20 protein-coding genes are annotated in these 20,467 nt (G+C 48.2%); all 20 read right to left on the bottom strand.

Annotated features, from left to right (window positions below; genetic code table 11):
- Positions 1–369 (bottom strand): 50S ribosomal protein L14, encoded by a 369-nt coding sequence (rplN, locus tag AAC022_RS24610; protein ID WP_339735480.1) that lies wholly within the window; start codon positions 367–369, stop codon positions 1–3.
- Between the two features lie 103 nt (positions 370–472).
- A complete protein-coding gene (rpsQ, locus tag AAC022_RS24605; protein ID WP_339735478.1) occupies positions 473–718 on the bottom strand; it encodes a 30S ribosomal protein S17 in 246 nt (81 codons plus the stop codon).
- A gap of 22 nt (positions 719–740) precedes the next feature.
- A complete protein-coding gene (gene rpmC / locus AAC022_RS24600; RefSeq protein ID WP_145222079.1) occupies positions 741–950 on the bottom strand; it encodes a 50S ribosomal protein L29 in 210 nt (69 codons plus the stop codon).
- A gap of 90 nt (positions 951–1,040) precedes the next feature.
- The gene (gene rplP / locus AAC022_RS24595) at positions 1,041–1,460 is read right to left on the bottom strand and encodes a 50S ribosomal protein L16 (protein ID WP_339735476.1); all 420 of its coding nucleotides are present in this window, start codon (positions 1,458–1,460) and stop codon (positions 1,041–1,043) included.
- Positions 1,399–2,100: a 30S ribosomal protein S3 gene (rpsC, locus tag AAC022_RS24590; RefSeq protein ID WP_339735474.1), complete on the bottom strand. Its 702-nt coding sequence runs from the start codon at positions 2,098–2,100 to the stop codon at positions 1,399–1,401. The genes rplP and rpsC overlap by 62 nt, the downstream gene beginning before the upstream one ends.
- 81 nt (positions 2,101–2,181) lie before the next feature.
- Positions 2,182–2,526 (bottom strand): 50S ribosomal protein L22, encoded by a 345-nt coding sequence (gene rplV / locus AAC022_RS24585; RefSeq protein WP_339735472.1) that lies wholly within the window; start codon positions 2,524–2,526, stop codon positions 2,182–2,184.
- An 80-nt stretch (positions 2,527–2,606) separates the two neighbouring features.
- On the bottom strand, positions 2,607–2,873 hold the full coding sequence (rpsS, locus tag AAC022_RS24580; RefSeq protein ID WP_339735470.1) for a 30S ribosomal protein S19: 267 nt from the start codon (positions 2,871–2,873) through the stop codon (positions 2,607–2,609).
- Positions 2,874–2,934: 61 nt separating this feature from the next.
- Positions 2,935–3,792 (bottom strand): 50S ribosomal protein L2, encoded by an 858-nt coding sequence (rplB, locus tag AAC022_RS24575; RefSeq protein WP_339735468.1) that lies wholly within the window; start codon positions 3,790–3,792, stop codon positions 2,935–2,937.
- A 79-nt stretch (positions 3,793–3,871) separates the two neighbouring features.
- Positions 3,872–4,180, bottom strand: a complete 309-nt coding sequence (gene rplW, locus AAC022_RS24570; RefSeq protein ID WP_339735466.1) for a 50S ribosomal protein L23 — start codon at positions 4,178–4,180, stop codon at positions 3,872–3,874.
- A 53-nt stretch (positions 4,181–4,233) separates the two neighbouring features.
- Positions 4,234–4,863 carry a 50S ribosomal protein L4 gene (rplD, locus tag AAC022_RS24565; protein ID WP_339735464.1) on the bottom strand — a complete coding sequence of 210 codons (630 nt, stop codon included), beginning with the start codon at positions 4,861–4,863 and terminating at the stop codon, positions 4,234–4,236.
- 55 nt (positions 4,864–4,918) lie between these two features.
- Positions 4,919–5,608 carry a 50S ribosomal protein L3 gene (gene rplC, locus AAC022_RS24560; RefSeq protein ID WP_339735518.1) on the bottom strand — a complete coding sequence of 230 codons (690 nt, stop codon included), beginning with the start codon at positions 5,606–5,608 and terminating at the stop codon, positions 4,919–4,921.
- 161 nt (positions 5,609–5,769) lie between these two features.
- On the bottom strand, positions 5,770–6,102 hold the full coding sequence (gene rpsJ / locus AAC022_RS24555; RefSeq protein ID WP_002649712.1) for a 30S ribosomal protein S10: 333 nt from the start codon (positions 6,100–6,102) through the stop codon (positions 5,770–5,772).
- Positions 6,103–6,374: 272 nt separating this feature from the next.
- Positions 6,375–8,474 (bottom strand): elongation factor G, encoded by a 2,100-nt coding sequence (gene fusA, locus AAC022_RS24550; RefSeq protein WP_339735462.1) that lies wholly within the window; start codon positions 8,472–8,474, stop codon positions 6,375–6,377.
- Positions 8,475–8,690: 216 nt separating this feature from the next.
- A complete protein-coding gene (gene rpsG / locus AAC022_RS24545) occupies positions 8,691–9,170 on the bottom strand; it encodes a 30S ribosomal protein S7 (protein ID WP_339735460.1) in 480 nt (159 codons plus the stop codon).
- 94 nt (positions 9,171–9,264) lie between these two features.
- Complete coding sequence (gene rpsL, locus AAC022_RS24540; protein WP_339735458.1) at positions 9,265–9,636, bottom strand: 30S ribosomal protein S12; 372 nt, start codon at positions 9,634–9,636, stop codon at positions 9,265–9,267.
- Positions 9,637–9,860: 224 nt separating this feature from the next.
- Positions 9,861–14,222 carry a DNA-directed RNA polymerase subunit beta' gene (gene rpoC / locus AAC022_RS24535; RefSeq protein ID WP_339735456.1) on the bottom strand — a complete coding sequence of 1,454 codons (4,362 nt, stop codon included), beginning with the start codon at positions 14,220–14,222 and terminating at the stop codon, positions 9,861–9,863.
- A 96-nt stretch (positions 14,223–14,318) separates the two neighbouring features.
- A complete protein-coding gene (gene rpoB, locus AAC022_RS24530; protein WP_339735454.1) occupies positions 14,319–18,035 on the bottom strand; it encodes a DNA-directed RNA polymerase subunit beta in 3,717 nt (1,238 codons plus the stop codon).
- Between the two features lie 536 nt (positions 18,036–18,571).
- Positions 18,572–18,985 (bottom strand): 50S ribosomal protein L7/L12, encoded by a 414-nt coding sequence (rplL, locus tag AAC022_RS24525; protein WP_339735452.1) that lies wholly within the window; start codon positions 18,983–18,985, stop codon positions 18,572–18,574.
- Between the two features lie 135 nt (positions 18,986–19,120).
- On the bottom strand, positions 19,121–19,639 hold the full coding sequence (gene rplJ / locus AAC022_RS24520) for a 50S ribosomal protein L10 (RefSeq protein WP_339735450.1): 519 nt from the start codon (positions 19,637–19,639) through the stop codon (positions 19,121–19,123).
- 86 nt (positions 19,640–19,725) lie between these two features.
- Entirely contained in the window at positions 19,726–20,430 is a 705-nt protein-coding gene (rplA, locus tag AAC022_RS24515; protein WP_339735448.1) for a 50S ribosomal protein L1, read from the bottom strand.
- Positions 20,431–20,467: the final 37 nt, after the last annotated feature.

Raw genomic sequence — 20,467 nt, 5'->3', positions numbered from 1 at the left:
TCAGACTACCTCGTTTGCCAGGCTAATGATTTTCATGTATTTGCGTTCGCGAAGCTCTCGGGCGACAGCACCAAAAATACGTGTTCCCCGAGGGTTCCCCTCGCCATCAAGTAAGACCATGGCATTACTGTCAAATCTCACATAGCTTCCATCATCGCGACGACTAGGATACTTTGTGCGGACAATCACACCACGGAGCACCTGGCCTTTTTTGATGCCACTACCAGCCAGTGTCTTTTGGATGCTGACGACAATCACGTCGCCGATCTCAGCTGTTCGTCGTCCAGTACCGCCCAGCACTTTAATGCAGCGCGCGATCTTGGCCCCTGAGTTATCACACACATCCAGATCAGTTTGCATCTGAATCATGGCTTTGCCTGTTCCTTATCAACCCAAAAGATGAGGTAAACCTTATCTTTTAAACTTTGTACAACTAAAAGACACCGAATTTGCAGATCACGAGAAAAAGACGCTAGTCTTTCTTCTTCTCTACAACTCGGATCAAATCCCAACGTTTTGTTTTAGAACGAGGACGGCCTTCGACAATTTCGACGGTATCCCCTTCTTCTGCTTCATTTTTCTCATCATGTACGTGGCATACAGTACGTCCACGAATCGTCTTACCATACATTGGGTGACGATATCGTCTTTGGATTTCTACCCGTAATGTCTTGTCCATCTTGGAACTAGCCACGGTACCAGTCAATATTTTTCGCATTTTCTTACCTCAACGAGCTTGATTAAGCATCTTTTTGCTGACTTAATTCACGTTCACGACGAATTGTCTGAACACGTGCAATCTCACGCCTTAGCCGCTTAATGCTACTCGGTGCATCGAGCCGTTCGGTTGCTGCTTGAAATCGCAACTGAAACAACTCTTTCTGTGTTTCCTGGAGAGCAAATGATAATTGCTCATCATTCATCTCACGTAATTCGCTGGCTTTGGTCATCAGTAAAACCCAATGATGTTTTCAGCCTGGCTGTGTAATACAGACCAGACTGAAGTGTTTTAAAAATTTAATTACTCGTGATTGACCAGATTAAAGTGAAGGTCGACGTTCGACTAATCTCACATTAACCGGTAACTTATGTGCCACACGTGCAAAACAACGTTTTGCAGCTTCATGTGAAACTCCCGACAGTTCAAACAAAACTGTTCCAGGTCTAATCACGGCAACCCAGTGATCCGGTTCCCCTTTCCCTTTACCCATACGGGTTTCCAGAGGACGGGATGTTACCGACTTCTGTGGAAAGATGCGGATATAAAGTTTACCTTCACCTCGAACATATTGTGTCGCTGCAATCCGGCATGCTTCAATGGTTTGTGCTGTTATGTGCCCAGGGTCCAGAGATTGTAAGCCCCATTCACCAAAGGCAACAGTGTTACCACGTGTCGCATTACCTTTTATGCGTCCTCTTTGGCTTTTGCGGTGCTTGACCCGCTTTGGCATTAGAGCCATCGCGTTTCTCCTCATCTGAATAATCACCAAGGTCAATCCAAACTTTCACTCCGATGACTCCGAAGGTGGTGTGTGCCTCACGAAGTCCGTAGTCAACATGTCGTTGCAAAGTCGAGAGTGGAATTGAGCCACGGCTTGCTTTTTCACGCCGTGACATTTCTGCTCCACCCAATCGACCGGAAAGCTCGATTTTAATTCCATGAACGCCCGTTTCCATTACCTGGTCCAGGGCACGTTTAATTGTTCTTCGGAAGCTACCACGCTTTGACAATTGCTGCGCGATATCTTCTGCAACCAATGCTGCACTTTGCAGTGCATTATCAACTTCGATAATTTTCAATTCCATCCGACGACCGGTCAGGTCTTCCAGCTCTGCTTTGAGCCGATCCACTTCCTGTCCCTTACGACCAATAATGATACCAGGACGGGCTGTGAATAAATGTACGACAACCTGATCGCGAGTTCTTTCGATTTCGACTTTCGGAATGCCGGCAAACTTATACTTCGTATGGATAAACTTGCGTACTTTTTGATCCTCAATCAGCAAGGCTCCAAAATCTTTCTTGGAGGCATACCAGCGAGATCTCCAGTCTTCTACCACGCCGACTCGAAATCCGGTTGGTCGAACTTTTTGCCCCATGATACAGGTTATCCTTTAAGTATTTCTGGTTGAGTATTAGTGATTCTGACAACAGTGTTATAAAGTCGTTTCAAACTTACCCTAAGGCAGTTCAGGAGCATCAATCGAAACATGAATATGTGACATGCGACGACGAATCGTGTATGCCATTCCTCTTGCACGGGGCTGAATGCGTTTGAACATCGGCCCGCCATCAACGCGTGCTTCTGCGATTTTCAAACCTTCGACATTCCGAGCACCTCTGTCCTCAGCATTGGCCATTGCACTTTTGATGACTTTTTCGAGAAAACGAGCTCCACGGTTTGGGATATACTTCAATGAATCCAAACCTTCAGAAGCTGTCTTTCCACGAACCAAGTCTGCAAAAGGACGAACCTTAGTTGCTGAAATTCGTGCAAATCGATGCATTGCTCGAACTTGCCCCATGACAATTACTCCACTTCACTATTGCATAATTCTTATCGGTTATCGGTCATTTTGACCGAAATAACAACAAACACAAACGTTTATTTCTTCTTCATCGTATGACCGCGGAATGTGCGTGTCAGTGAAAACTCGCCCAACTTGTGGCCGACCATTTCTTCCGTAACATACACGGTTAAATGAGCGCGCCCATTATGCACCAGGAATGTATGACCTACAAATTCCGGAGCAATTGTTGAAGCCCGAGCCCATGTCTTGATCGGTGCTTTTTTACCCGATTGGTTCAACTTCTCAATCTTCTTAAGAAGTTTCACATCAACATAAGGCCCTTTTTTCAGAGAGCGACCCATAAAACTTGTCCTCAATTATCAAAAACTGATACTTAATTCTTTAAATTCAAACTACTTTATTTCAGAGCTTCAGCTGACCATATCGACGTGACTTACGGCGTCGAATGATTGCCTTCGAAGAAGCTTTCTTCCTCTTTCGTGTCTTTCCGCCTTTGGCAAGCTTACCAGTTGGGCTACAGGGATGACGGCCACCTGAGTTGCGACCTTCACCACCACCCATCGGGTGAGCTACCGGGTTCATACAGGTACCACGAACATGAGGACGACGCCCCATCCATCGTTTACGGCCTGCTTTACCCAGCACGACTTTTGTATGTTCTGAATTACCAATTTCGCCAATCGTTGCACGGCAGGAACTCGGGATACGTCTGACTTCCCCAGAAGGCAGAGTCACCTGAGCCCAGTTATCTTCACGTGCATTTAAAACAGCTGAAGTACCGGCACTCCGACACAGCTGACCGCCTCGGCCAGGCTGCATTTCAATATTATGAATTTCTGAACCCAATGGGATACTCGACAAAGGCATGCAATTGCCAATATTTGGCTCAACCTTGTCTCCACTGATCACAGTGTCTCCGGCAGCCAAACCTTCTGGAGCCAGAATATATCGTTTTTCACCATCAACATAATGCAACAGTGCAATTCGAGCTGATCGGTTGGGATCGTACTCAATACTATTTACCTTAGCTGGCACACCATCTTTGCCACGACGAAAATCAATCAGACGATACATCCGCTTGTGTCCGCCGCCACGATGACGGGCAGTAATCACACCCTGGTTATTCCGTCCGCCTTTTTTCTTATACCGTGTCAGCAAGGTTTTCTCAGGAGCTTTTTTACGATCTGTGATCGCTGCAAAATCGCTCACCGATGCACCACGCCGACCTGGTGTTATTGGCTTATAGAACCGAATTCCCATAATATACTCCCTCGATTTTCTGCTGGCTTCAAAACCACGTATTAAATGTCTTCGCTCGAACTCTTCTTAAAGTACCATCTTAGAAGAATGAAATACGATCATCTTCATGAAGCTCAACAATTGCTTTTTTCCATGACTTTGTATAACCAATTTTGTGCTTATGACGACGTGGTTTTCCGAGCCGATTCTGAGTACGGACAGAAACCACACGCACATTCCACAAGTCAGCTACTGCATGTTTAATATCTGTTTTTGTTGCCGACTTATCGACAACAAACGTGTATGCATTGAAAGACTCAGAAAGATGAGTCCCTTTCTCTGTCACCAAGGGCCGGATGACGACCTGATACGGCTCCAGCTGAACGCCTTTTTTTAAACCATCCGACATAACAACTAACCTCAATACTCAGACTGGATGACTAAACTACAAACTTTACCGAACTAACCTTCAACCCGACCAAGTAACTGGTCTAAAGCCGACTTGGTCAGCACCATCTGCCGCTGACGCAAAACATCATAGGCATTCAAGTCACTCGCAGGTGAAACCTGCACTTTTTCAATATTTCGAGCAGACTTCCAGACAACCGGATCATGTCCATCGGTTGTCAACAGACAACTGATATTAGACAAACCCAAGGCAGCCAGGGCTCCAGTGACCTCTTTGGTCTTAGGCACCTGCATTACGAGCTCATCAAGCAGTGTCACCTGCTCGTCTTCAAATTTACTTAAAATCGCCATTCGAGTTGCCAGCTTAACTGCCTTTTTGGGCAAGCGGTAACTCCAATCCTTAGGGGTCTTGGCAAAAGTGTGACCACCGCCGCGACGCACGGGAGATCGAGCACCACCAGCACGGGCACGACCTGTCCCTTTTTGTCTATATAACTTTGCGGTACTACCTCTTACCATGCCGCGTGTTTTGGTTTTTGAAGAGCCAATTCGCTTGTTTGCCTCATACATCACCACAACATCGTGCAACAACTGGCGATTGACACCGTTGGCTAATTCAGTGGAGTCAAACTCATATTTGCCCACTTCTTTTCCAGCTTTATCTTGAATTGCAACAGAAATCATTTTGACACCATTTATATAAGGCAGAACTGTCTAACTACTTCAAACACTCAAAAAACTAATACTTATTGGTTTGACGAATCACCAGGTCTCCACCATTGGGTCCTGGAACCGCCCCTCGCACTAAGAGAACGTTATTCTCCTCATCAACGCGAACCACTTTCAAATGTCTGACAGTAATCTGCTTGCCGCCATATCGACCACCCATTCGCGTTCCCTTCATAACTCGGGAAGGATCCGCACTCTGACCAATTGAACCACCATGACGGTGGACTCGCTTAACACCATGTGAAGCACGTTGACCAGAAAAATTATGTCTCTTCATTACACCGGCAAATCCGCGGCCCTTGCTGGTGCCGATTACATCAATGAAGGCCACGTCAGCAAAGACGGAAACCGTCAATTCGTTACCAACCTCACATTCATGGTTTTCGCCATCTGTGCGAAACTCTTTAATAAACCGCTTAGGTTCGCAACCGGCTTTTTCAACAACAGCTACGCCTGATTCGGCTCGTTTTTTCTGTCGCTTGCTATCTAAGGCAGCAACATGGCCACGCTCACTACGGGCCGACAGCCGGCGAGGCTTGTCTCCAAAACCAACCTGAACCGCTTCGTACCCATCTGTGTCTACCGTACGAATCTGTAGAACATGACAAGGACCAGCCTGAATCACAGTAACAGGGACCATTACCCCATTATCATAAACTTGTGTCATTCCGACTTTTTTACCCAGCAGACCGACAGGCATACTCATCACCCTTAAAACAACGGGAACAAAGCTTCCATGAAATCTGCCAGTCACGGCAGCAGGAAGCATAGCACCACCAGCGAAAGCTGGATCCCTAACCTAATCAAGCAGAACCGATAATACACCGGCACCGCGAGCATCATAACGAAAACTTAAAAAGACTAGTTTCCGCCAGCGGACGCCTTAATTTTAATATCAACCCCTGCAGGCAAAGACAACTTATTCAAAGCGTCAATCGTCTTACCAGTCGGGGACAAAATATCAACCAAACGTTTATGAGTCCGAATTTCAAACTGCTCACGGGACTTCTTGTCGATATGCGGTCCCTTTAGAACCGTATATCGTTCAATCCTTGTGGGCAATGGAATGGGGCCATGGACGATCGCACCGGTTCGTTTCGCCGTATCAACAATATCTGCTGCTGACTGGTCCAACACGGAGTGATCATAAGCTTCCATGCGAATTCGGATTCGCTCTTGACTCGCAACGGCCACCAATAAATTCCTTCGCTAAAATAAGACTCTAGCCCTGCTTAGATGAAATCCTAAACAGGGAAGCGGGCAATAGTAATGAGACCTTCACTGCTTGTCAATAACCCGGGCAAAGCTTAAGACGCTTTTTTCCAAATTCTGACATTCTCATATGGAAAGCCTGCCGTGTACTGTTCATATGGAAACCGGCGTTCCGGTTTCTAAATCAGCAGAGGAGACAAGTTACACACTCATTCGCAGGATACCAAGCGTGGAGCCCTATGAATTTCAAAAAATTATCCAATCATCTCTTTTAATACACTTGCGGGAGCAGCTGCATACTTCAAAGGCTCCATCGAGAATGATGCTCGCCCCTGGGAAAGGCTCCGAATCTGGGTAGAATAGCCAAATAACTGTGATAAGGGTGCCTCGACTTCCATTACACACAAATCACTCCGCCATTCTGTGTTTAATACAGCTGCGTTCCGTGAGCTGAGGTCTGCCTGGATGTTCCCCCGGAATTCATCTGGAGTTACCACCTCGATTTTCATGATCGGCTCCAGCAGTTGGATTTTTGCATCCATAATGCATCCATGTAACGCCTCTGAAACAGCGGCCTCCACAGCGACTTCACTGGTTTCCCCCTCATGGGTCTCGGCTGCCAGGACAACAAACTGTATATTCATCAATGGAAAACCGACCTGCCCTCCCCCTTCGATCCCCATCTTCAATGTTTCCATTACGATTTTATGCAGGTTCGGATCCAGGTCTTCCGCCTTCAGGTTGCTGATGATCGAAACGGGGGTATCGCCTTTGTATGGCTCCAGCCGTAGTTTCACCTTGAAGTAAAGATCACCCCCTGGAGAAGGGCGACTGAATTCGACTTCTTTTTCAACTGCGGCGGTCACTGTTTCGCGATAGCTGACACGCGGCTTATGCACTCGCACGCTTAGGTTGAACTCTTTTTGCATTCGATTGCGTAGCACCTCAAGGTGGAGTTCTCCCATTCCGGAAACAATTGTCTGGCCGGTCTCTTCATTGGTCATGGCTTTAAACGTGGGGTCCTGCCGAGACAGCTTCTTCAGTGTCTCCTCCAGCTTCTTTCGATCCGCACTGGAGTCGGGCTCCACTGCCATCGAAATTACAGTTTCAGGAAACGAAATGCTTTCCAGTAGAATTGGATGTTTGATATCACACAACGTGTCTCCCGTAGCGGCTTCTTTGGGGCCAATCACTCCGGCGATATCGCCAGCGTCAATGCTGTCGGTTTCCACTTTTTCCCGCGCATCCGCATGCACGCGCCATAGCTGGCTGATTAACTCTTTCTTGCCGGTCCGTGCATTCAATAGTCGGGTACCACTCTTTAGCTGCCCGGAGTAGACGCGAACAAAACACAAATCGCCGTGCTTGTCCGTCTGGATTTTAAAAACCAGGCCACACATTGGCTCATTCACCGAAGTTGCCCGCGACTCTGGTTCACCCGCTTCCCCGCCCCGCTTTTTCGGCTGAGGGTTGATGCCTTCTACTGGCGGGCGATCCAGTGGGCTGGGGAGGAACTCACCAACCGCATCCAGCACTGGCTGCACTCCGATATAGTTTAAAGAAGAACCACAAAACGTCGGTTGCAGGCTACCATTGAGGGTTGCCTCTCGCAGCAGGCGCAGCAGGTCCTCTTCGGGGATATCCTCGGTCTCGTAGTATTGTTCAAGTATGTCATCATCCATCTCGGCTACGGCCTCCAGCATCTTGCTGCGCCATTCCTGGGCCTGCTCGAGGTATTCGTCTGCAATCTCCCTGACCTCAAATTTTGACCCCATTGATTCCGGGTCGTAATACAGGGATTTCATTTTGATGAGATCAATCACCCCTTCGAAAGAGGTGCCCGTTGAGGTTGTCCCCTCGCCGATGGGTATCTGCAGTGCTACTGGGTTGGCCCGCAGGCGCTTTCTGATTTCTTGGAATGTGCGCTCAAAGCTGGCACCAATGCGATCCATCTTGTTGATAAAGCAGATGCGCGGTACATTGTATTTATCTGCCTGTCGCCACACTGTTTCACTTTGTGCTTCCACGCCTTCCATTGCGCTGAACACTACGACGGCGCCATCCAGAACTCGCAGGCTGCGCTCAACCTCAGCCGTAAAATCGACGTGCCCTGGCGTATCGATAATGTTGATCGAATGCCCTTTCCAGTGACAGCTAATTGCGGCTGAGTAGATCGTGATGCCACGCTTCGCTTCTTCCGAATCGAAGTCGGTCGCCGTCGTGCCTTCATCAACACCGCCGGGCCGATGCACAACGCCTGCGTAATACAAAATTCGTTCGGTCGTCGTTGTTTTACCGGCATCAATATGAGCTATGATTCCGATGTTTCTGATTTTCTCTATTGAAGCTGACATCTTTCCCTGCAATCCCATCTGTAAAATCATCAACTTAACGCCACTCAGGAAAACGGTCATTCCTGGTTAAAGCCAAACACAAATAGTGTTCTCTATTCAACGCCGTAGATCATATCGTTTACAAATCAGTCTGAATCCACAATATCAAAAAAAAAGACGCACGAAGTAATAGCCCCAAAGCCATACCAGTGCGTCTTAATGGTCGTAATAATTGTCTTAGCGAGAGAAGGCGAAATGTGCAAACGCCTTGTTCGCTTCAGCCATTCGGTGAATGTTCTCGCGGGTCGTCATTGCGGTGCCTTCCCGCTTGTGAGCAGACAGGATCTCATCAGCCAGCCGAACATCCATTGGACGTCCTTTTTTTCCACGAATCGCAGCCAGGAGCCAGCGAATCGCCAGCGTCTGCTGACGCTTGGGGCTTACGGGAGTTGGGACCTGATAGGTCGCTCCACCCACTCGCTTCGATCGTACTTCAACACTAGGCTTTACGTTTTCAACAGCCTGGGTAAACACTTCGATCGGTTCGATATCAGGAACCCGGTCCTTGATACGATCCAAGGCATCATAAAAAACGTTTTGTGCAACGCTCTTCTTGCCATCGTGCATCAGGCAGTTAACAAACTTGGAAGCCAACAGTGAATTAAACCGGGGATCTGGTTTAAGCTGTGTCGTACTGGCTGTAAACTTCTTGCCCATTCCAACATTTCCTCTGACGTTATTCTCAATGCTCTCAGCGAGCACTGACTTGTGAAATCAAATATCTGATAATTGAATTAAATTAAGTGAACGACTATTTGGGGCGTTTCGTACCGTAGCGGCTACGTGCCTGTCGGCGATCACTTACACCAAGCGTGTCGAGTACACCGCGGATCACTTTGTAGCGAACACCAGGTAAGTCGCGAACACGGCCACCACGCACCAGGACGATCGAGTGCTCCTGCAGGTTATGCCCTTCACCCGGAATGTAAGCAGTCAGCTCTTTCCCGTTAGAGAGGCGGATACGTGCCACTTTACGCAACGCGGAGTTTGGCTTTTTCGGTGTAACCGTTTTCACATTCAAGCAGACCCCACGTTTTTGAGGGCAACCCTCTAACAGGGGAGTTTTGCTCTTGGAAATCGGCTTTTTTCTTGGTTTACGGATTAATTGATTAATCGTTGGCATTGAGACAATCCATCTTCGTCCATATCTTGAACTACAATAAACACTTTATTCAAATTAGCCATCAATACATATGGCCACTTATTATGTATTATTTCGCGCCCCTCAGCAGTGAGAGGAACGAGACAATGTATCCAGCCCGAACTGATCCGTCAAGTCTCACAACAAGTCCATTTCAGGAACCAGGTCAAGAGAGTTCAACCAGAAATCAGGCTGGATCATTCTGCTTACTCATCAAAGGGATTTGGGCTGGGGGGTGTAATTTCTATCGAAGAATCTGTTCCCCCCTGACCATACTCCTCAGTTTCCTGACCGCCGCCCAATGGAACGGGTTTATCAGGTTGAACTTCATTCAACAGGCTCATCCGAGCCGCCAGAATACGTTCTTTTTCAGCCTTCAGCTCTTCTAACGCTTCGGGGCGAATGCGAACTTCTGCATTCTGGTGCTGATAGAATCCAGTTCCTGCTGGAACCAGGTGACCGAGGATCACATTTTCTTTCAGACCCACCAGATAATCGACACGGCCGGCGAGTGCCGCCTCGGTCAATACCTTTGTCGTTTCCTGGAAACTGGCAGCAGAGATGAAACTTTCACTCTGCACTGATGCTTTCGTAATCCCCAGCAGCTGTGAGCTGGCAGATGCCGGCTTCGGCTTGGTAAAGCTGGCAGGAGCCTGTCCTGCTAATTCTACCTGGGCATTCACTTCTTCAATCGTTGGCAATGGTACCAGGTCATCTGGCTGGAAGTCAGTGTCACCTGAATCAACCACTTTTACACAGACAATGGTCTCTTCATTGATCCTCTGGAAGGTCAACTTGTCGAGTACAATTCCTGGTAGCAGGTTCGTATCACCCACATTTTCAACCATCACTTTACTTAACATGCGGGAAATAATGATTTCAAGATGTTTATCATCGATCGTCACGCGCTGAGCACGGTACACACTCTGAATTTCATGCAATAGATACTGTTGAACTGCTTCCGTACCACTGACGCGTAAAATATCGTGTGGCACTAGAGGACCACGAACCAGTGCATCACCGGCTATAACCAGGTCTCCTGCATGAACCAACAGATGCTTACCATGCGGAATCACATGTTCAACTTCGGTCCCATCCTCTCCGCGAACGATAACAATTCGTTTTCCACGTTTCTTCTCAGGAACAAATTCTACTTCGCCATCGATCTCAGCCAGAACAGAAGGATCCTTAGGACGTCTTGCTTCGAACAACTCAGTCACACGAGGCAAACCACCGGTAATATCCTGCGTACCTGAAGATTCACGAGGGTTCTTGGCAACAATAGTTCCCGCTGTGATCTGCTGACCTTCTTCGACTTCGATACTTGCCTTTTCAGGAAGATAATAGAAGTCCAGAATTTTGCCGGTAGCATCTTCGATGATAATCTGCGGATGCAGTTCACCTTTATGCTCAATAATCGAACGACGGATGTGACCACTAGGGTCTTTGTCGGTGCGAATGGTTTTCCCTTCCACACACTCTTCAAATCGAACACGACCGCCTACTTCTGCGAGGATGGAGATTGAGTGAGGGTCCCACTGACAGATCACTTGATCTTCTTTCAGCTCGTCTCCCTCATTGACCATCAGAGTCGCACCGTTGGGAATGGTATAGCGTTCCAACTCACGGCCTTTCGGGTCGTTGATCACAACTTCACCATTTCGCGTCAAAACAACGCTGAAACCTTCGTTGTTTACAACCGACCTGATGCGGGCGAATGTCGCTTTACCGGCACGGCGGGTCTTAATTTCATGCTCTTCCACTTCATGGGAAGCAGTTCCCCCAATGTGGAACGTACGCATTGTCAACTGAGTACCGGGCTCGCCTACACTTTGTGCGGCGATAATTCCGACTGCCAGACCTTCTTCGACAAGCGAACCGGTTGACAGGTCCATCCCGTAGCACAGGCGGCAGATCCCCAGTGATGACTCGCAAGTCATCGGGCTGCGAACCTGAATCTTTTCTAGGCCCATCGCTTCAATACGACGCGAAATTTCCACGGTGATCAATTCGTTCTCGCGTACGATGACTTCGTCGGTAATCGGATCGACGATGTTGGTTCGGCTGACACGACCACGAATCGCGTCGGTCAAACTCATTTCCACCTTTTCGCCGCGATAAACAACACCGCGTGTCATACCCTGAGCGGTACCACAGTCATGTTCCGTGACAACAACGTTCTGACAGATATCTGCCAGCTTACGTGTCAGGTAACCACTGTCTGCCGTTTTAAGAGCTGTGTCTGCTAGACCTTTGCGGGCACCGTGTGTCGAGCTGAAGTACTCCAGCACGGTCAAGCCTTCACGGAAATTCGCCTTAATGGGAGTTTCAATAATTTCCCCACTCGGCTTGGCCATCAACCCACGCATACCACCAAGCTGACGCATCTGTTCGATACCGCCACGAGCACCGGAATTCGACATCAGATAAATTGGGTTCACGTACTTACCATCATCACGGTAGTCGTTTTCCAACTCATGCATCATGGACGTCGTAATCAACTCGCGGGCTTTCGTCCACGTGTCAAGCACTTCGTTATAACGCTCTTCGGCTGTAATCAGACCACGCTCATAAAGCTTGGACTTCTGCAGGACCATTTTCTCCGAATCACCAATTACCTTGGCTTTATTGGGAGCCGTCTTTAAATCGCTGGTTGCGAAAGAAAGACCACTCGCCGTTGATTCACGGAAACCAGTTTCTTTCATTTTGTCGAGCAGGTTAATCGTTTCACGACGTCCGAGCTCCAGATAACAGTCAGAAATCACGTTCGAAAGATCGCGACCTTTCATTGTCAGGTTATAGAAGGCCATCTTCTTCGGCAGAATATCATTGAATATGACGCGTCCTACCGTCGTTTCAACTAATCCTCCCATCTTAAAATCTTCGGACCCATCTCCTTTGACCCGTTTATCACGTGGCATTCGCACTTTGATGATGGCATGGCGATCCAGCTTGCGTTGCTGGAATGCAGCGTGTACTTCGTCCACGCCAGAGAAGATCATGCCTTCCCCCACTCGCTCCGTCTTCTTCAGGGTCAAATAGTAGCAACCCATCACGATGTCCTGAGAAGGACGAATAATCGGTGCACCATCAGAAGGGCTGAAAATGTTATTCGTTGCCAGCATCAACGTGGTTGCTTCTACCTGTGCTTCGATTGAAAGTGGCAAGTGTACCGCCATCTGGTCACCATCGAAGTCAGCGTTAAATCCACCACACACCAGCGGATGGACGCGAATTGCATTTCCTTCTACGAGAGTTGGCTCAAACGCTTGAATCCCCATACGGTGCAACGTCGGGGCACGGTTCAGAAGTACAGGGTGATTCTGGATTACTTCATCAAGAATATCCCACACATCTTCGTCTTTACGTTCCAGCATGCGTTTCGCCGACTTGATCGTATCGGCGTGACCGCTATCTTTCAGACGGCGAATAATGAACGGCTGAAACAGCTCGAGTGCAATTTTCTTGGGCAGACCACACTGATGTAATTTCAGTTCCGGACCAACCACGATCACACTACGTGCAGAATAATCGACACGTTTTCCGAGCAAATTTTCACGGAAACGTCCCTGCTTCCCTTTAATCATATCAGTCAATGATTTCAGGGGGCGATTGGAAGAACCAAGCACTGGGCGCTTACAACGATTATTATCAAACAACGCATCTACTGACTGCTGTAACATTCGCTTTTCGTTACGCACAATCACTTCGGGGGCGTTCAAGTCAACCAGTTTTTTCAAACGGTTATTACGGTTGATAATTCTGCGATAGAGGTCGTTCAGGTCGCTGGTTGCGAAGTTACCGGAATCCAGCAGAACCAGCGGACGCAGGTCGGGGGGAATCACGGGAATCACTTCCAGCACCATCCACTCCGGACGGTTATCACTGTCGCGTAATGACTCTACGATTTTCAACCGTTTGATGTAGTCCTTCCGCTTTTGCTGGCTGGCAGTTTCAAACAACTCTTTGCGAAGCCGTTCCGAAATTTCGACCAGATTCAGGCTCATCAGAAGCTTTTTAATGGCTTCTGCTCCCATCTCAATTTCGAATGAACCGGGGCCATACTTGGCCTGATTCTGACGAGCCTCTTCTTCGGTCATCGTCTGGCACATTTCCAGCGGTGTATCGCCGGGGTCAGTCACGACGTAGTCCTGGAAGTAAACTACTTTTTCCAGCGCCGTGGTCTTCATGTTCAACAACGCACCCAGGCGGCTGGGCATCGATTTAAAGAACCAGATATGCACGATCGGTGCAGCTAATTCAATATGCCCCATTCGCTTTCTACGAACACGACTATGTGTCACTTTGACGCCACAACGGTCGCAGATCATGCCTTTGTACTTCATGCCCCGGTACTTACCACAGGCACATTCCCAGTCTTTTTCAGGACCAAAAATTCGCTCGCAGAACAATCCGTCGCGTTCGGGCCGATAGGTTCGATAATTGATCGTTTCCGGTTTCTTAACTTCACCGAATGACCAACTCCGAATATCGTGTGGACTAGCCAAACCAATTTTTACGGAACCGTAATCGTTAATTCGCTCGTAAGCTGTCTGTGCAACACTCACTGTGCACGCTCCTTATTTTCTGAACTGTTTATGATCAGACATTGATCCTGAAAAAAATATCGCCTTTGACACAACTCTCTAATCCCTGAGAACGCATCAACCGGGATTTTTTTCCAGCTGTAGATTCAAACCAAGTCCACGAATTTCGTTATTTAGCACGTCAAAGCTGGCTGGCGTACCGGCCTCTAATGTATTTTCACCGTTTACCATTGATTCATAAATCTTGGTACGGCCTTCGACATCGTCACTCTTCACTGTCAGCAGTTCCTGCAGAATATAAGCCGCACCATAAGCTTCCAGTGCCCAGACTTCCATTTCCCCAAATCGCTGACCACCAAAGCGGGCTTTTCCGCCCAATGGTTGTTGAGTAATCAGTGAGTAAGGTCCTGTCGAACGGGCATGTACTTTATCATCCACCAAGTGATGCAGCTTCAGCATATAAATCTGACCCACCGTGGTTTTCTGCTCGTATGCTTCACCCGTACGACCATCAAACAATTGTGCCTTACCATCTTTAGGTAAACCGGCTGACTCGAGGTACTCGTGAATCAGTGACTCCATCGCACCATCAAACACTGGGCACACAGCACGGAAACCATGCTTTTCGGCCGCCCAGCCAAGGTGGGTCTCTAGAATCTGCCCCACATTCATACGACTCGGAACCCCTAGTGGATTCAACATGATGTCGATCGGAGTACCATCTTCAGTGAAAGGCATGTCTTCGATCGGCAAGACTTTGGAAATCACACCCTTATTCCCGTGACGACCAGCCATCTTGTCACCCACGGAAATCTGACGCTTCGATGCCACGTAGACTTTGACCATCTGCAGCACGCCGTTCGGCAATTCTTCGCCGCGTTTCATACTGTTGACACGTTGGTCGCAGGTATCAATGACATCCTCGATGTTGGCCCACAATTCGTCGATTACCGCACGGCAGTCTGCCTTTTTCTGCGGGCTGCGAATATCAAGGTCATCCAGATGTGACAGAAAATCATGAGCATATTGAGAAATAAATTTGTCTTCAGTAATTTCGCGAATCTTGCGGCCATCATCGTCAACCAGGGGCTGGCCTAATGCCGCTTCAAAGGTCTTCAGGAATTCACGGAACTCAGTAGCGATTTCCTGATCGCCTTTTTCTTCGACCTGTTTGAGCTCTTCGTCATACTGCTTTCGCTCATAATCAGTCAGGCTCATTCGTCGTGCAAATTTCTCGGTGTGAATCACAATCCCTTCCACACCACTGGATGCTTCTAACGATTCGTTCTTGACATCCTCACCGGCGCGACCAAAGATCGCGTGCAGCAGCTTTTCTTCCGGTGTCAGTTCAGCCTTGGCTTTCGGCGAAACCTTTCCGACCAGAATATCACCTTGGCGAACGCGGGTTCCTACTTTGATAATCCCGTCTTCACTAATGTGGCGTAACGCCTTTTCACTGACGTTAGGGATATCACGTGTGAACTCTTCACGACCCAGTTTCGTCTCTCGGATTTCAACATCAAATTCATCGATGTGAATTGAAGTGTAGACGTCTTCTTTCACCAGACGTTCTGACAAAATGATCGCGTCTTCAAAGTTGTAACCGTCCCAGGACATGAAACCTACCAGCACATTACGTCCCAAGGCCAATAGGCCGTCTGAAGCAGCAGCACTGTTGCAGAGAATCTGGCCTTTCTTGACCGTATCTCCCATACTGACGGCAGGAGTCTGATTCAGACAGGTGCGTTCGTTGAGTCCTTCGTACTTTCGCAGACGATATTTTTTGCCGTTGACTTCAACCACATTTCCGTCAACGTAAGTCACCTTGCCGGCTTTCTCAGCCCGGATCACCATGCCCGAGTTCTGAGCGACAGCCACTTCCATCCCGGTACCTACCAGCGGAGGTTCGGCGATTAACAGAGGCACGGCCTGGCGTTGCATGTTAGAACCCATTAAAGCGCGGTTCGCATCGTCGTGTTCCAGGAAGGGAATCAGGCCAGCAGAAATTCCGACCATCTGTGCGGGGTCGACATCGATGTAATCGACATCACTGCCGGCAATCCAGACCACGTCATCACGGAACCGTGCCATTACGCGGTCTTCCCTGAATTTACCATTTTCGACGGGGGTGTCGGCGGGAGCCACATGGACTTCCGCTTCTTCATCAGCCCGCATCCAATGCACTTCGTCAGTCAGTTTTCCATTTTTCACTTGACGATAAGGAGTTATCAGGAACCCGTAATCGTCTACCTTTGAGAAAATACTCAAACTGGAAATCAAACCAATGTTGGTACCTTCAGGAGTTTCAATTGGACAGATACGTCCGTAGTGAGAAATATGTACGTCGCGGACTTCGAAGCCGGCACGCTTCCGGTTCAAACCACCAGGCCCCAATGCACTCAGACGACGTTCGTGTGTTAACATCGAAAGTGGATTCGTCTGGTCAACCACCTGTGACAATTCACTACGACCAAAGAAGAAATCAATCGCCGCTGAAACACTCTTGGGGTTGATCAGCGTACGAGGAGACATCTCTTCCACGTCTTTTTGCGTCATGCGTTCCTGAACGGTCCGCCGCAGCTTAAGAAACCCTTTTCGAATTTCATCCGAAGCCAATTCATCGATCGTACGCAAACGCCGGTTACCGAGGTTATCGATATCATCCACGTATGCGGAGCCATCACCAATTCGCAGACGAACCAGGTAACGAATGGAATTGATAAAGTCTTCCGGACGCAGCGTCATTTCTGTATCGGGGACATCCTGCTTGAATTTACGATTGATACGAAAACGACCAACGCGTCCCAGTCGATACCGATTCACATCAAAGAATTTTTCTCTGAACAGGTCAATGGCACGTTCCAGTTGCGGCGGATTACCAGGACGCAGTCTCGAATAAATTCGCAGTAGTGCTTCTTCGTGGGTTACCGTGGGATCTTCAGCAATACTTTGCAGAACCAGCACGTCGTTGACTTCCGGAACGATTTCTACTTTTTTCAGGCCAGTGTCAACGATTTCTTCAATCATCTCTTCCGTAATCGTGCCGCAGCAATCCAGAATGACCTCACCACAACGATCATGGCCAGCTGGATATACAATGTCTTCAGCGACAATTTTACCGACTAGCTTTTCAGTAGCAGAAGCGGCGACAATTTTTTCTGACTTGGTTTCATAGAAGAGATTTACCAGATCCGTGTCAGAAGAATAATCTTTCGACATCGCACGCAACAGGGTCATTGCCGAAAACTTACCGCTCTGGTCAATTCGCACGCCCAGGGTATCTTTTTTGCCGACTACCAATTCGATCCAGCTGCCCCGCTCGGGAATCACGCGGCAGGAATACTCTTTCTTTTCACCAGGCTCTGAACTGAGCACAAAGTCGACACCGGGAGAACGGTGCAACTGACTGACGATACAGCGCTCTGCACCGTTAATGATAAATTCACCACCGCCAATCATGACGGGTAAATCACCGAGGTAAACTTCCTCTTCAATCGGCTGTTCTTTTACAAGACGCAGCCAGACACGAAATGGCCGACCGTAGGTCATCCGCAACTGACGGCATTCTGTCGGAGTGTAACGGGGCTTTCCCAACTCGTATTTAACGTACTCGAGCTGGTATTGGCCTTGATAACTTTCAATGGGAAATATTTCGCGTAAGATTTCTTCGAGTCCCTGATTCTTTCGCTCGCGAGGCGATTTATCAGCCTGAAGAAAACTAGCATAGGAATCTGTCTGAATCTGTGTTAAATCGGACAGCTCAAAACTGTGTTCAATCTTACCAAAGTTTTTGACGGATTGAGTGGGAATCGTTCGCTGTGCTGGAATCGGCATTAAGATGATCTTTTCTACTTACCTGGTGCCAGATGTGGAAATGCCCTGCGCAAACAACAATGTCGAACAGACAGAGCACAAACCAAGAATAGCGAGGAACAGCAGCGCGTACCTCGAGAGAATACAGCCTCGAATGCTGCATTGAAAGCGGATCGCTCGACTAATTTAAAGCCTGATAAATCGCTCAATACTACTTTGCTATTCAAAAGAGAGTGCAATGAGTCGATTGCTTAGACCAAATGGGACTGAAACGATGACTGATCGAAGCAGATAAACTTACGGAAACAAACATAAAGCAGTAGTGCAACATGCAATGAAGAATACACGCCCTGAAGAAACAGCCGGAAACAAAGATTGCCGCATCCGACGGAACAAAACCGGAAGCAGCCAGTGACTTATTCTAAGCGGTGTAACGAAACACTTCAATTGCACACAGAAAAAAACCAAAAAATAAACGCCTGTGCAGGCAGAAGTCAACCTGTGCCAAAACAAGTTTCGGCACAGGTGATTTCGAGATGGCTTTTTTCTACGACGACTTACTTCACTTCAGCAGAACCACCTGCTTCTTTGACTTCTTTAACCAGTGCTTCAGCATCTTCTTTCGAGACACCTTCTTTCATTGGCTTAGGAGCACCTTCAACCAGATCTTTGGCTTCTTTGAGGCCAAGGCCTGTCGCAGCACGAACGATTTTAATCACAGGAATCTTGCTGTCACCGAATCCAGTCAGAATGACGTCAAATTCGGTCTGTTCTTCAGCAGCTTCACCGCCACCGTCACCGGCACCAGGACCAGCCATCATGACAGCGCCACCAGCGGCAGCCTTAATACCATGTACTTCGTCAAGGTATTCAGCCAGATCTTTAGCCTGGAGCAATGTTAATCCAGCAATTTTGTCACCCAGTTCTTTGGTCTCTTCGCCAAATTCAGTTGTAGCTTCGGCTGTCGCCATCTTCTCTTTCCTTTCGCACGAATGCGTAAAATAGAATCTCTTATTAGTGTAAATCAAACCAACGCTGCATTGTCTCAGCAGCAGTTGCTACAAATTTCAAGACACAAACCATCTGTCTTGAAACGGGTCAACGACTTATGACTCATCCCCTTCAGAGATTGTCTTAATCTGCCCGGCAAGGGTCCCGCCGGGACCTTTGATTGCCCCTGCTAATTGTGCACCAGGTCCGAGGATCCGGGAGACAATTTCGCCAATCAATTCCATTCGACCAGGGCTCTTACTTAGTTTTGCCACATCTTCTGATGTGAGTGCAGTTCCTTCAGTGGTCCCGCCTTTAATCGACAGGCTTTCAATGTCAGAGGCCCATTTCGCCATCTCTTTTGAGAGAGCGACGATATCTTCGCCACCCCACACGAGAGTCGAAGGTCCCTTTAGGACATCTTCCAGACCTTCTACTCCAGCATTGGCAAAGGCACGACGGGCCAGTGAATTCTTTACCGTCAGAGTCGTAATCCCTTTTTCCTGCAACTTGAGACGAAAACCATTATCAGTAATCGCATCCATCTTCGCAGAATCCATGATAACGAAATCTCGAACTTCGCCAATCTGGGATTCGATCTCCGAGATGATCATTTCTTTTACAAATTTACTCATTAGATCTCTTCCAGCTCATTAAACGCCGAAAACAGTGATTTGCTATTATTTTTGGCTACAAAATACAATCAGTGTGACCACGATTATTAAAGTGCGATCCCAATTCCGGGACTCATCGTCGATGAAATGGCAATGTTTCGCACATAAGCGCCTTTCACCGAAGAAGGCCGCAATGATTCCAGATACTTCAGCATCGCTTGAATATTATCTACCAGTTGGTTCGCCTCGAACGACAGCTTGCCAACGCGGCAATGCACATTGCCGCCAGCGTCAACGCGAAACTCGACCTTACCAGCCTTGTAGTCCTTAACGGCATTCGCGATATCCTGAGTCACAGTTCCAGCACGCGGTGAAGGCATTAAACCTCGCGGTCCCAGAACACGACCCAGTGGACCAACAACACCCATCATATCCGGTGTTGCAATCGCCACGTCAAAATCAAGCCAGCCACCTTTGACCTTATCTGCCAGATCTTTACCGCCAACCACATCAGCGCCGGCTGCTTCAGCCGCTTCCAGATTGGCACCCTGGGCAAACACAACAACCCGCTGTGTCTTACCAATGCCGTGTGGCAGAATAATTGAACCACGCACCAACTGGTCTGCCTGACGGGGGTCAACACCCAACCGCACAGCCAGCTCTACAGTCTGGTCCATTTTAACCTGCTTGATTGCTGCAGGTAGATCAGTCTCCAGAGACTTTAAAGCCCCCACAGCCTCTTCCAGGCTAACGGAGCTAAGTCCAGCCAGCTTTTGATTATAAAATTTGGTTCGCTTGGATTGTTTTCCCATGACTCTTCTATCCGAAAAACGTTTTTTGTTTATTTAA

The sequence above is a fragment of the uncultured Gimesia sp. genome, from assembly GCF_963976445.1.
Classification (GTDB): domain Bacteria; phylum Planctomycetota; class Planctomycetia; order Planctomycetales; family Planctomycetaceae; genus Gimesia.
The sequence above is the reverse complement of the archived record's forward strand: the minus strand, read 5'-3'. Positions and strand labels throughout refer to the sequence as shown.

Coding starts and splice junctions, on each gene's coding strand:
- fusA (WP_339735462.1), bottom strand. CDS start 8,474: ATGTCAGCTTCAATAGAGAAAATCAGAAACATCGGAATCATAGCTCAT.
- rplA (WP_339735448.1), bottom strand. CDS start 20,430: ATGGGAAAACAATCCAAGCGAACCAAATTTTATAATCAAAAGCTGGCT.
- rpsG (WP_339735460.1), bottom strand. CDS start 9,170: ATGGGCAAGAAGTTTACAGCCAGTACGACACAGCTTAAACCAGATCCC.
- rplB (WP_339735468.1), bottom strand. CDS start 3,792: ATGGGAATTCGGTTCTATAAGCCAATAACACCAGGTCGGCGTGGTGCA.
- rplN (WP_339735480.1), bottom strand. CDS start 369: ATGATTCAGATGCAAACTGATCTGGATGTGTGTGATAACTCAGGGGCC.
- rpsC (WP_339735474.1), bottom strand. CDS start 2,100: ATGGGGCAAAAAGTTCGACCAACCGGATTTCGAGTCGGCGTGGTAGAA.
- rpsQ (WP_339735478.1), bottom strand. CDS start 718: ATGCGAAAAATATTGACTGGTACCGTGGCTAGTTCCAAGATGGACAAG.
- rplW (WP_339735466.1), bottom strand. CDS start 4,180: ATGTCGGATGGTTTAAAAAAAGGCGTTCAGCTGGAGCCGTATCAGGTC.
- rplC (WP_339735518.1), bottom strand. CDS start 5,608: ATGCCTGTCGGTCTGCTGGGTAAAAAAGTCGGAATGACACAAGTTTAT.
- rplD (WP_339735464.1), bottom strand. CDS start 4,863: ATGATTTCTGTTGCAATTCAAGATAAAGCTGGAAAAGAAGTGGGCAAA.
- rplP (WP_339735476.1), bottom strand. CDS start 1,460: ATGGCTCTAATGCCAAAGCGGGTCAAGCACCGCAAAAGCCAAAGAGGA.
- rplL (WP_339735452.1), bottom strand. CDS start 18,985: ATGGCGACAGCCGAAGCTACAACTGAATTTGGCGAAGAGACCAAAGAA.
- rplV (WP_339735472.1), bottom strand. CDS start 2,526: ATGGGGCAAGTTCGAGCAATGCATCGATTTGCACGAATTTCAGCAACT.
- rpsL (WP_339735458.1), bottom strand. CDS start 9,636: ATGCCAACGATTAATCAATTAATCCGTAAACCAAGAAAAAAGCCGATT.
- rpmC (WP_145222079.1), bottom strand. CDS start 950: ATGACCAAAGCCAGCGAATTACGTGAGATGAATGATGAGCAATTATCA.
- rplJ (WP_339735450.1), bottom strand. CDS start 19,639: ATGAGTAAATTTGTAAAAGAAATGATCATCTCGGAGATCGAATCCCAG.
- rpsS (WP_339735470.1), bottom strand. CDS start 2,873: ATGGGTCGCTCTCTGAAAAAAGGGCCTTATGTTGATGTGAAACTTCTT.
- rpoB (WP_339735454.1), bottom strand. CDS start 18,035: ATGCCGATTCCAGCACAGCGAACGATTCCCACTCAATCCGTCAAAAAC.